The following is an 11,996-nucleotide window of genomic DNA, read 5'->3' on the forward strand; positions in this document are numbered from 1 at the left end:
GCTGCGTCCGAACTTACCCTAGGCCTGGTTGTGGGCCTGCGGGACGCGCAGGCTGCCATACCTTTCCATCCGGTGCCACCGCAGGTGCACGCCGGCCACCGCCGTAACAACGGCCTGGATGACGACCAGGTACATGAGCTGGCGGTAGACGAACTGCTGCAGGGGAAGGGTCCAGAGCGGTCCGAACCGTTCCCTGTCGAGCCGGAACGCGTAGGCAGCCATCAGCAACTGCACCGCCAGGAAGACCAGCCAGAGCGCCGCAATCCGCGGCGGGTCGAGGAAGATCAGGCCATACAGGGCAAAGACGTCGACGACGGGCGCGAAGAGGGGAAGCAGCACCTGCAGGACAAGCAGGTAGCCGAGTCCGCGCCGGCCAAGTTTGCCGGCCGCTCCGCCCTGCACCACCGCGCCCCGGTGCTTCCACATCGCCTGCAGGGTGCCGTAGCACCAGCGGTACCGCTGGCGCCACAGCGCGCCGAGGGTCGCCGGAGCCTCCGTCCAGGCCCGGGCGTCCTCCTGGTAGACGACGCGCCAACCGTCCCGGCACAGTGCCATGGTCAGATCGGTGTCCTCGGCGAGCGTGTCGTCGCTGACGCCGCCCACCTTGATGAGGGCGCCGAGGCGGAAGGCACCGATGGCGCCGGGGACGGTGGGCATGCATTCGGCGACGTCGAACAGCCGGCGGTCCAGGTTGAAGCCCACCACATATTCGATGTGCTGCCAGGCGCCCAGGATGCCGCCCCGGTTGGCCACCTTCGTATTCCCCGAAATGGCACCCACGCGTGGGTCGGCGAAGGGCTGGATCAGGGCGCGGACCGTGTCGGGCTCGAAAACGGTGTCGCCGTCGACCATCACCACCAGATCGTGGCTGGCAGCCTGTATCCCGGCGTTCAAAGCGGACGGCTTGCCGCCGTTTTCCTTCCTGATGACCGTGACGCCGGGCAGGCCGAGGGCCTCCACGATGTCCGCTGTCCCGTCGGTGGAACCGTCGTCGACCACGATGACTTCGACCGGGTGCGAGGAGGCCACGATGGAGCGGACCGCGGCTTCAATGCCGGCAGACTCGTTGTAGGCGGGGACGATGACCGTCGCCGGCCCAGTCACCGCCGGCCCCACCATCACGTCGGCCCTCCGCCGGGCCCGCCCGGTCCCGGGGAGGCGCCGTCCGGCGCGGCTGTGGCGCGCGGCGAAGAACATCACCAGGATGGCGCGGACGAAGGTCACAACGCCGGCGGCAACGAGGCCCCATGAGATGGCTGTGACGACGAAATCGCTGAGGCGGATGCCCCAGACGAATGCGGAGCCGCGGATCTGTTCGATGCCGGAGGCGGGGCGCATGCTGTCGACGCCCACGGCGTCACCGACCGTGGTGACGCGGTAGCCCTGGTCGGAGAACCGCGAAAGGGCGGTGTCCAGCGCGGCGACCGTTTGCGCCCTGTCACCGCCGCCGTCGTGCATCAGGACCACCTGTCCCTGCGGCCCGGACGGCGTGAGGTTGCGCTCAATCGCCCCCACACCTGGCGTCTGCCAGTCCTTGCTGTCCATGCTGCTCAGCACGGTGAGGTACCCCTCATCGGCAATTCCGTGCAGCGCGGACCACATGCCGTTGGTGAGCGCCTCGTTCCCGGATGTATAGGGCGGACGCAGCAGGGAGGCACCCTGGCCGGTGACCCCGACGATCGCGTCCTGGCCGCCCTGCACCTCAAGGTCGCGGCGCCATTCGGGAGCCCGGCCGAGGTCCGTGTGGGTCAGCGTGTGGACTCCGATTTCGTGGCCCTCCGCCACGATGCGGCGCAGCAGGTCCGGGTGGTCCACCGCCGCCGACCCCACGACGAAGAAGGTCGCGTGGACATGGTGGTCCCGAAGGACGTCGAGGATGCGGGGCGTCCACTCGGGGTCGGGGCCGTCGTCGAACGTCAGGGCGACCGTCCGGTCCGGCGGACTGACGGCCTGTACCGTCCCGCCACGCGAATCCACCACCGGGCCGCCGTGGGACACGGCATGGGGAACGCTGCCCGCAGACGGGTCCGCGGGCACGGAGTCCTTGCCGACTCCGCCCAGGTGGTGGAGGTACCCCTGGACCGCCAGGGCGAGGCCCAGCGCCATCAGGGTGGCCAGGAGGACAAGCCAGTGCGCCCGGACGTTGGCGGGGACGTTGCTTTTGGCGGCTCTGGTGTTCCGGCGGCCCATGCTACTGGTGCCCGGGGACCGAGGGGCGCGTTGTCTGGCCCGGGGCCGTGTCCTTGCCACCCTGGGCGGTCCCGCTCGAGCCGGGTGCGGTCCCGCTCATGCCGGGTTCCGCGGGCACGGCAGTGGCAACGGGAGCGGCAACAGGGGCGGCAGGAACAGGAGGCGCGGCGGCGGCGCTGTCCACCGGCGGTGCGGCCGGAACAGCCACCGCAACAGCCGCCGGCGACTCGATGACTGCCGGCACGGCGGGCCCGGAGAGTCGGTCCGCAGGATGAGGGTCGGCCTCGGGTGAAACCGGCGGAGCTGTCGGAAGATCGTGGGCAGGCGCCGCGGCAGGTACTGGCAGGAAAGGTGCGGAGACGCCGGACCCGCCGATGAATGCGGCCAGCACCAGGACGACGTAGCCTGCCACAAGCCCGAGAACCCCCAGGCCGATCAGCTGGACCCGCCTGAGGCGCCTGCCTGAGGCATCTACAAACACGGGTCCGCGCGTGGGAACGGGGCGCGGCTGGTCGGAAGTCTTCTCAGGGGCTTTCATCGAGCATCAACCTTAGGGGGCCCAAAACGGCTAGCACAAAACCGGTCGTGCTGCCCTTGACGGGCGTGCCGGCCGCGATTCCTCCAGCCGCCGCCCTCCTGGCCGCGCTTTGCGCTGACTCTTGACCACGTTCAGTGCCGAGCGTATACCGGGAACTGTCATCACGCTGGCGCCCGCTGGGCCTTGAATGGAGCCGGCTGCCCTCTGGTCTCGGAGATGAATCTGGAGTTGTGATGGGTACCGACCGCTTCAACGTGCTTCGTGAACAGGTCCGTGGACTGGTCATCGAAGAGGATGACGCCGAATACGACGCCGCGCGCGCCGTGTACAACGGCATGGTCGACCGCCATCCGGCGGCTGTCCTGCGGGTCTCCCAAGTGGCGGACGTCATGGCTGCGGTCCGCTTCGCGCGGGGCCTTGGCATTGACGTTGCCGTGCGCGGCGGCGGCCACAGCGCACCGGGCTTTGGAACGGTCGACGGCGGCCTGGTCCTTGACTTTTCGGCCCGGCGCGGCGTTCGGGTAGACCCGGTGGCCAGGACTGCCCGGGTGGAGTCCGGCGCCACGTGGGCAGACTTCAACCATGCGACCCACGCCTTCGGGCTGGCGAGCACCGGCGGCATCATCGGTTCCACGGGCGTCAGCGGCCTGACGCTGGGCGGCGGTATCGGGTACCTGGCGCGCAAGTACGGCCTCTCCTGCGACAATCTGGCTGCCGCCGACGTCGTCCTTGCCGACGGAACGTTCGTCACAGCCAGTGAGGCCGAGAACGTGGACCTGTTCTGGGCGCTTCGCGGCGGAAGCGGCAACTTCGGCGTGGTCACGTCGATGGAATTCCGCCTGCACCCGGTGGACATGGTCCACGTTGGCATCATGTTCTTTGATGCCGCCGCCGGCGCCGAGGTCGGAGCCGCCTACCGAGAGTGGATCGCTTCCGAGCCCGAAGAAATGGGCGCCTTCCTGGGATTCCACCAGGGCCCGCCCGTTCCATTCCTGCCCGAAGAGTGGCACGGACGGCCCGTCGCAGTCATCGCCGGCATGTGGACCGGCGACCTCGATGCCGGTCCTGCGCATTGGCAGCCAATGCTCGACGCCGGGCAGGTCCTGGGCAGCTTCTTCGCACCCATGCCGTACCCCGCCCTCAACATCATGTTCGATGGCCTCAGCGGTGTCCCAGGACTTCAGGGGTACTGGAAGGCAGACTTCCTGCAGACGCTCAGCGACGAGGCGCTGCGCACCGCCGTCGAATATTCATCCGGCATCCCGACCGTCCACTCGGCCAACCACTTCTACCCGATCGACGGGGCGGTGCAGCGGGTAGCCCCGGAGGCGACAGCCTTCGCTCACCGCACGGTGAATTTTGCGCCGGTCATCGCGGCGCAGTGGCCCGAACCGTCCGAGAACGCGCGAAACATCGCCTGGGTCCGGGATTACTGGGCTGCCCTCCACGAATTCTCCGAACCGGGCGGCTACCTCAACTTCCAGGATGCCGACGACCAGTCCCGGATCGAGGACACGCTCGGGTCCAACTACGCGCGGCTGGCCGAACTCAAGGCCAAATACGACCCCGACAACTTCTTCCACATCAACCAGAACATCAAGCCCGCCGTAGCCCAGGCTGTGGCACCTGCCGTCCCGGAACAGCCGCCAGTTGTGCTGCAAGCCAAAGCAGGACCGGAACAGTCGGTTCCAGCGGAAGCCGCACCGCCCGATACCGCTGAAGGGGCTGCCACTTCATAGGCGGCTGTGGCGCCCCCGCTGGGAAAGAGTTTCCTGATGCCCCCGCGCGGGGCCTGCAGTAGAGTCGGCGGCAACGGTCAGACTGCGAAAGTTCCGTGCGGATAGAGAGGCGACGATGGACCTCACCCACTCCCCTGAATATCCGCTTGATCCGTTTCCCTACTACGAGCGGATGCGTGCGGCGGCCCCCGTCTTCCAGGACGACCAGTCGGGGAGCTGGCACGTGTTCCGGTACGACGATGTCCAGCGGGTCCTGTCCGAGCATGCAACGTTCTCATCGAGGATGGGGGGCGACAATCCCTCCGGTTCCGGACAACTGTTCGCATCGAGCCTCATCACCGCCGATCCCCCAAGGCACCGGCAGCTGCGTTCCCTCGTGACGCAGGCGTTCACGCCAAAGGCCGTTGACGCGCTGGCTCCCCGGATCGCCGGACTCACCGACGAGCTGCTGGAGGGCATCGCCACCCGGGGCAGCGCAGACCTGATCAAGGAGCTGGCCTACCCGTTGCCGGTCATAGTGATCTCCGAGCTCATGGGCATCCCCGTGGAGGACCGCGAGCGCTTCAAGCGATGGTCAGACGCGATTGTCGGCCAAACGCGGGCTGTTCCTGTCAGCGGGATGCAGGACGCCACCACAGCAGAGATGGTGGAGTATTTCCTGGCCCTGATCGGGCAGCGCAGGAGCCGGCCGGGTAATGACCTGATCAGCAGCCTGCTTTCCGCCGAGATAGACGGCCAAAAACTGACGGTGCCCGAACTGCTCGGTTTCTGCAGTTTGCTGCTTGTCGCCGGCAATGAGACCACCACCAACCTGATCGGCAATGCCGTGCTGTGCCTGCAGGAGTCGCCGGGCACCATCGAACGCCTCCTGCAGGAGCCCGCTTTGATCCCCCAGGCCCTCGAAGAGGTATTGCGCTTCCGGTCGCCGGTCCAGTCCATGTACCGGGTCACGGCCACGGAGACAACCCTTGGCGGCAAGCTGATGCCTGCCGGCGCACCCGTCGTGGCCTGGATCGGCTCAGCCAACCGGGACGAACAGCAGTTCGAGCATCCGGCCCGGTTCGACGTCGACCGGAACCCGAACCGGCATGTCGCATTCGGCCACGGCATCCATTTCTGCCTCGGCGCACCGCTGGCCCGCCTCGAAGCAAGGATTGTGCTGGAGGCTTTGCTGTCCAGGTTGCCCGGTCTTGCCGTGACTCCCGGCGCCCGCCTTGAGCGCATGGAAAGCACTATCGTCTACGGGCTGAAGGCACTCCCCGTCAGCTGGGAGCCGGCCCCCTGACGTCGTCGGCGCCTACGCCTGCCCTGCGTAGGCAATGGCTTGGTCCCGCACCTGGCGGATATAGGCGTCGGACTGGTTATAGGAGTAGATGGCGTCCGTCCAGCCCTGTGGGGTGGTGAGGTCGCGGCCATGTCCGCACAGGTAGGTGGCAGCGCTGAGGGCGGCGTCGTCGATGTTGAACGGGTCTGCTGTCCCATCCCCGTTCCCGTCCCGTCCAACAAGGCGCCAGGTGGAGGGAATGAACTGCATGGGCCCGACGGCGTGGTCCCACGTGCCGTCGCCGTCCAGCGTCCCGCCGTCGGTGTCCGCGATGGCAGCAAATCCATGGCCGTTGAGGCTGGGACCCACAATGGGGCCGCTCGCCTGCCCTGCGGTGTCGAGGGTGCCGCCCCCGTAGGACCCGTGTGCGGATTCGACGAAGCCGACGGCCGCTACGGTATTCCAGCCGACTCCGCACGTGGGCGTGGCTTCATTCGCCGAGGCGGCCGCAGCAACGTAGGCCCGCAGGGCCCGGGCAGGTATCCGTGTCCGGGCAGCTGCCTGCGCCAGCCACTGCCCGTCCGGGGTCCTGGTGACGTTCACCGCGGTGGCGATGCCGCCAGCCCCCGGTTCGGGCTTGAATCCCGCACGCGGCGGCGGAGCCACGGCGGCACGGACATCGGCACGGGGTTGCCCCATGACCCAAAACGCGAAGGCTGCGCTGGCACACACTACGAACAGGCTAAAGACCAAAAAGCGCTTTACCCGGAGCACTGGCCAACCCCACCAGCCGAAGCCCACCCGGAAAGCGTCACCGCGTGGGGTCGATCATCGTCATGCCCGCGACGTTTGCGGTGTCGAACCGGGCCAGCATGTCCGCGGCTTCGTCCAGTCCGATAACCCGTTCAATGAGCTTCTGCGGTTCCAAGGCCCCTGACTCAATCAGGGCGAGCATTCCGGGGTAATCTGCCGCCGCCATGCCGTGGCTGCCGAAGACGTCCAGTTCCCAGGCGATCACGCGGGCCATGGGCAGGCGGGGGTGCCCATCAACAGGTGGGAGCAGTCCAATCTGGACGTGCCGGCCGCGGCGGCGGAGGCTGAGCAGCGCGTCGGCGCACGTCTGCTCACTGCCCACGGCGTCAATGGACACGTGGCTGCCTCCCGTGATGGAGTGCACCCGTGCCGGGATGTCTGAGCCGTCTGCCGCCAGGACGTGGTCGGCGCCCAACGAAGACGCCGCGGCAAGGGCCTCCCGGTTGCGGTCGACGGCGACCACCCTTCCGCCGAGTGCCTTGGCGATCATGACGGCGCTGAGGCCCACGCCGCCCACCCCAACGACAGTGACCCACTCGTCGCTGGCCAGGCGTGCGCGGCCCGTGAGGGCACGGTACGCGGTGGCAAAACGGCACCCCAGGCTTGCCGCAGCTTCGAAGCTGACGCCTTCGGGAATGGCCACCAGGTTTGTGTCGGCAGCGTGGATCACGACCTGCCCCGCGAAGGAGCCCCAGTGGGTAAATCCGGGTTGTTGCTGCTCCGGGCAGACCTGCGCGTTGCCCGCCCGGCACCAGCCGCACGCCCCGCAGCCTTCGACGAAGGGCGCCGTAACCCTGTCACCGACCGACCACTTGGTGACTCCCGGACCTACGGCCGCGATTCTCCCGGCGAACTCGTGGCCCGGGACATGCGGCAGCACGATGTCGTCGTGCCCGGCCCAGGCGTGCCAATCGCTGCGGCACAATCCGGTGGCAACGACCGTGACCACCACACCGCCTGCCGGCACCTCCGGTGCAGCTACCTCCTGGACCACCAAGGGTCCAGCTATCCGATCCATGACAATTGCCCGCATGATCCTCCACCTTAGGCAAAAACCCGTAGGTTTCAGGGGATCACCACGCACTCCACGGCAGCAGCGGCCGTCAGCGCACCACGATGCGGTGGCCGGCGTCCAGGCGCTGGGTCCACCCGCGTGAATCGAGGTGTTCCAGGAGCGGAACCGCGATCCGGCGTGTTGTGTCGAGCGCCTGGCGCGCCTGGCTGGTGGTGAACGGCTGGTCCAGGCGGGCGAGGGTGCGCATCGCAAGGGCCGGGGCGGTAGGCAGCAGGACCACCCCGTCGCGCAGCCGCAGTATGCGACCCGCCCGTTCTCCGGCAGCAAGTTCCCGGGCGCCCAGCCCCAGTGCCGACAAGTCATCGGCTTCCGGTGCCTGGAACGGGCGGGCGCCGAGCCGGCGTTCCAACTCCGCGATGGCCGGCTCGATGGGGCCAAGGTTGCCCTGGCTGCCGGGCAGCCGGACGTGGCCGCCGTCCTGTTCCAGGGCTGCCCCGAGGATGACGTGGGAAAGCAACCTTTCATCGGGCAACCTGAGCAGGTCCCGGGCGGCCCCCATTGACAGGCCTGGGGCCAGGGGATCCCGCTCCTGCAGCGCCTCGGCCGCAGCGCGCAGGCGATGCTGCCATGCCTCAAGGACAGGGGCATGCACCCACCAGTCACCGAAAACCCGGACGCCCGGGGGCGCGTCCGTGTCATGCCCGGACAGCAGCCCGAGCCGGCGAAGATGTCCTGCCTGCACCGCCCCGCGGGCTGCAACTTCCGCCAGCACGTCTCCCGCCGGGTCCATGCCGGCAAGCCGCTCCGCCCAGTGGGCACCGTCTCCCCGCCGTCGCAGTGCCGGCGGGTCGGCGTCGAGGATGCGCGCGCCACCGAGCACCGAGCGGCTTCCGGGATCTCTCAGCACCAGCCGGTCCCCGAGAACCAGCGGCAGGTGCCTGTCCAGGACGAGCCGGGCGTGGTCGGCACCGAAAGGACGCAGCCGGGCCGGCACGGAAGCCGTGCCAACGTGCACCATGAGTTGGCCGGGCACCTCCGTATAGGCCACTCCGGTGGTCCGCTGGATGCCGACGACGCCGGTGGTGGGCCATGCATCGGGAGTAACCAGCGCATCCCCGCGCCGGATGTCCGTGGCTGAAACGTCCCGCAGGTTCAACGCCACCCGGCTGACCGGCTCCACCGAGTCGTATGAAGTGTCGCGGCTTTGCAGGCCCCGGACCACGACAGGCCTGGAACCGGAGTGGCCGAGCAGCTCCAGCCGGTCACCCTGCGCAAGCGTGCCTGCTGCCAGTGTTCCGGTGACCACGGTGCCGGAACCGGTGATCGTGAACGAGCGGTCCACCCACAACCGGACCCTCCCGGTGGAGGTGGGGGCAGGCACCTGGGCCAGGACGTCGTCGAGCGTTGCACGCAAGTCAGCCAGGCCCGTTCCGTCGATGGCCGACACAGCTACTGCGGGCGCGTCCTTCAGGCCGGTCCCGCCCAGCTCCGTTCGGGTCCGGGACAGCACATCGGCGACCCGCTGCGCGGAAGCCCGGTCCGCCCGGCTAAGCACCACCACGCCGTGCTCGATTCCCAGCGCGGCCACGGCATCCCTGTGATCGCCTGACTGTGCCTGCCAGCCCTCGTCGGCGGCGACGACGAAGCAGACCACGGGAGCGGGACCGATCCCGGCAAGCATATTGCCGAGGAAGCGTTCGTGGCCCGGCACATCCACGAAGGCAACGTCCTCGCCGGACGGCAAGGTGGTCCAGGCATAGCCGAGGTCAATGGTCAGCCCGCGGCGCCGCTCTTCCTCCCAGCGGTCCGGCTCCATGCCGGTGAGGGCGCGGACCAGGGTGCTTTTACCGGAATCGACGTGTCCGGCCGTGGCAACGACGTGCACGGTTCAGCCTGCCCTGCCTGCATTCGCGGCCTGCAGGCTTGCCAGCGCCTGCCGGACCGCGTCCAGTACGCGGTGATCGTCAGGCTCGGGCACGCAGCGGAGGTCCACCAGGCAGGAGCCGTCGTGGACCCGCGGCAGCACGGCGGGGTCGCCGGCGCGCAGGTGGCGGGCCAGTCCCTCGGGCAGCAGGAGCGCCCATCCCGGCAGGGGAACACCGGGGGCACCGCCGCCGCCAACGCGCCCGTCATGGACCACAACAGGTGCCCCGAGGGCTTGGGCGAGCCTTTCGGTGCGGCGCCGTAACTGCCCCTCGTCGGCGTGCAGCGATTGGACCACCGGCGGCGGTCCACCCGCGACAGTCGCTTCCAGGGCGGCGAGGGCGAGTTTGTCCGCGCGGACGGCACGGGCGAGGGGGTGGCGGGCCAGGCGGGTGATGATCTCCTTGCGGCCGAGCAGCAGACCCGCCTGGGGGCCGCCCAGGAGCTTGTCACCGCTGGCGATCACGACGTCGGCCCCGCTCGCCAGGGCGGAGGCAACATCTGGTTCATCCGGCAGGTGGGGGTCGTGGGCAAGCAGCCCGCTGCCCAGGTCGGCCACGAGCGGGACTCCCTGGTCCGCCGTCAGCCGGCTGAGTTCGTGCAGTGGAACGGCGGACGTGAATCCGTCCACGCGGAAGTTGCTGGGGTGGACTTTGAGCACGCAGCCCGTGTCCGGGCCGAGGGCCCCCGCATAGTCATGCAGGTGTGTGCGGTTGGTGGTGCCCACCTCGCGCAGCTTCGCCCCCGTTGACTCCATCAGGTCGGTCAACCTGAAGCCCGCACCGATCTCGACAAGTTCACCGCGGCTCACCACCACCTCCCGGCCGGCGGCGAGGGCTGTTGTGGCCAGTACCAGCGCCGCTGCTCCGTTGTTGACCACCAGGGCGTCCTCTGCGGCGGGACAGGCTGCGAGCAGTGCAGCCCGGGCGCCGGCGCCCCGGCGGGAGCGGCTGCCGTCCGCCAGGTCCAGCTCCACGTCAACGTAGCCGCTGGCGGCGACAAGGGCCTCTACCGCGGCTGGGGAAAGGGGCGCCCGGCCAAGGTTGGTGTGGACGATCACGCCGGTTGCGTTGAGCACCGGGCGCAGGCTTGTTGCCGAACGTGACGCAACGGCCGCCAGCAGGGCCGGTTCCACCTGGCCGGGCGGGAGCTCACCGCGCCGGGCCTGGTCCTGGACGTTCCTGACAAGTTCACGGATCACGCGCTCGTTCAGCCGTGTCCGGGCATCCCTGACGGCCGGGAGTGCCAGCAGGTCATTCGTGCGGGGAATCAGGCGCCGGGGATCGACCTGGTCCACAGCCCTCCTCTTTTCGCGGCATTCACGCCGGTGGTTGGCGGTGGCGGACGGGAATCGAACCCGCCAGGCCGAGATGCTCAGCCTCACCGGTTTTGAAGACCGGGGGGCCCACCAGGACCCGGACGCCACCGCGCCTCAATATAGCAGGGTTGCCTTGAGGGGTAGGCTGGGCGGGTGAATGAGGCACAGACGTCAGTCCAGCAACTCGATGATGGTGCCGCCGGCGCTTTCCGGCTCACCGACTATGCGCATGGCGGGGGCTGCGCCTGCAAGATTCCGCCGGGCGAGCTCGAAGATGCGGTCCGCGACCTGATCGGGCAGCCGGGCGCGGAGGTGCTGGTTGGACTCGACAGTGGCGACGACGCCGCAGCGGTCCTGATGCGCGAGGACCTTGCGGTCCTTACCACCGCCGACTTCTTCACTCCGGTCGTCAATGATGCCTTCGACTGGGGCCGGATTGCGGCCGCCAACGCCCTCTCGGACATCTATGCGATGGGCGGCCGGCCGGTCACGGCCATCAACCTCGTCGGCTGGCCCCGCGGTGTGCTGCCAATGGAGCTGATGACCGAGGTCCTCCGCGGCGGGTTGAGCGTGGCCTCGCAGGCGGGGTGTCCGGTGCTCGGCGGGCACTCGATTGACGATCCGGAGCCGAAATACGGCATGGCCGTCACCGGCGTGGCCCACCCTGACCGCTTGCTGCGGAACGACGCCGCCCGGCCGGGGCTGCCGATCACGCTTACCAAGCCACTCGGCGTCGGACTGCTCAACAACAGGCACAAGCAGACTGGCGAGGTGTTCACTGAAGCGGTGGAAACGATGGCGGCCCTCAACCGGGACGCGGCCGACGCCGCGGTGGCCGCCGGCGCGCGGGCGGCCACGGACGTGACGGGCTTCGGTCTGCTGGGACACCTTCACAAAATGGTCCGCGCCTCGGAAGTGGGCGCCGTGATCGATCGGAAGGCGGTACCGCTGATCGGTGGAGCCCGGGAGGCGCTCCGCGACGGCTTCGTCTCCGGAGGGACCCGGCGCAACCTCGACTGGGTGCGCCCGCACGTGCGCCCCGGTGCCGGCGTCACGGAAGACGACCTGCTGCTCCTGGCTGATGCCCAGACCTCCGGCGGCCTGCTGGTGGTCGGCGAGTTGCCTGGATATCCCGTGATTGGCCACACCACCGCAGGGGAGGGCATCGAGATCCGCTGATCCCTGCCCGCTGAAGG

9 protein-coding genes and 1 tRNA gene are annotated in these 11,996 nt (G+C 68.9%); 3 read left to right on the plus strand and 7 right to left on the minus strand.

The window, feature by feature from the left end; translation table 11 throughout:
- Positions 1-18: 18 nt before the first annotated feature.
- Together AC2JAJ_RS18655 and AC2JAJ_RS18660 are read right to left on the minus strand one after the other, a co-directional pair.
- Positions 19-2,190 carry a glycosyltransferase gene (locus AC2JAJ_RS18655; RefSeq protein ID WP_501053252.1) on the minus strand — a complete coding sequence of 724 codons (2,172 nt, stop codon included), beginning with the start codon at positions 2,188-2,190 and terminating at the stop codon, positions 19-21.
- A 1-nt stretch (position 2,191) separates the two neighbouring features.
- Positions 2,192-2,728, minus strand: coding sequence for a hypothetical protein (locus AC2JAJ_RS18660; protein ID WP_473697351.1), 537 nt, complete (start codon positions 2,726-2,728; stop codon positions 2,192-2,194).
- Positions 2,729-2,961: 233 nt separating this feature from the next.
- Between AC2JAJ_RS18660 and AC2JAJ_RS18665 the strand changes: the two genes are divergently transcribed.
- Both AC2JAJ_RS18665 and AC2JAJ_RS18670 read left to right on the plus strand, forming a co-directional pair.
- Positions 2,962-4,467, plus strand: a complete 1,506-nt coding sequence (locus AC2JAJ_RS18665; RefSeq protein ID WP_221385698.1) for an FAD-binding oxidoreductase — start codon at positions 2,962-2,964, stop codon at positions 4,465-4,467.
- Between the two features lie 115 nt (positions 4,468-4,582).
- Positions 4,583-5,752: a cytochrome P450 gene (locus AC2JAJ_RS18670; protein ID WP_486414902.1), complete on the plus strand. Its 1,170-nt coding sequence runs from the start codon at positions 4,583-4,585 to the stop codon at positions 5,750-5,752.
- A 12-nt stretch (positions 5,753-5,764) separates the two neighbouring features.
- Here the strand turns inward: AC2JAJ_RS18670 and AC2JAJ_RS18675 are convergent, their stop codons facing one another.
- The 5 genes from AC2JAJ_RS18675 to AC2JAJ_RS18695 all read right to left on the minus strand — a co-directional run bounded on the left by AC2JAJ_RS18675 (position 5,765) and on the right by AC2JAJ_RS18695 (position 10,909).
- Positions 5,765-6,505, minus strand: a complete 741-nt coding sequence (locus AC2JAJ_RS18675) for a lytic transglycosylase domain-containing protein (RefSeq protein ID WP_473697355.1) — start codon at positions 6,503-6,505, stop codon at positions 5,765-5,767.
- 37 nt (positions 6,506-6,542) lie between these two features.
- Entirely contained in the window at positions 6,543-7,577 is a 1,035-nt protein-coding gene (locus AC2JAJ_RS18680; protein WP_486414901.1) for a zinc-binding dehydrogenase, read from the minus strand.
- Positions 7,578-7,647: 70 nt separating this feature from the next.
- Positions 7,648-9,444: a selenocysteine-specific translation elongation factor gene (selB, locus tag AC2JAJ_RS18685; RefSeq protein WP_486414900.1), complete on the minus strand. Its 1,797-nt coding sequence runs from the start codon at positions 9,442-9,444 to the stop codon at positions 7,648-7,650.
- A gap of 3 nt (positions 9,445-9,447) precedes the next feature.
- A complete protein-coding gene (gene selA, locus AC2JAJ_RS18690; protein WP_486414899.1) occupies positions 9,448-10,779 on the minus strand; it encodes an L-seryl-tRNA(Sec) selenium transferase in 1,332 nt (443 codons plus the stop codon).
- A gap of 35 nt (positions 10,780-10,814) precedes the next feature.
- Positions 10,815-10,909 (minus strand) — tRNA-Sec (locus tag AC2JAJ_RS18695).
- Between the two features lie 44 nt (positions 10,910-10,953).
- On the opposite strand from AC2JAJ_RS18695, the gene selD reads away from it, so the two are divergent.
- Positions 10,954-11,979 (plus strand): selenide, water dikinase SelD, encoded by a 1,026-nt coding sequence (gene selD, locus AC2JAJ_RS18700; RefSeq protein ID WP_486414898.1) that lies wholly within the window; start codon positions 10,954-10,956, stop codon positions 11,977-11,979.
- Positions 11,980-11,996: the final 17 nt, after the last annotated feature.

Source organism: Arthrobacter sp. MOO21 (assembly GCF_057369995.2).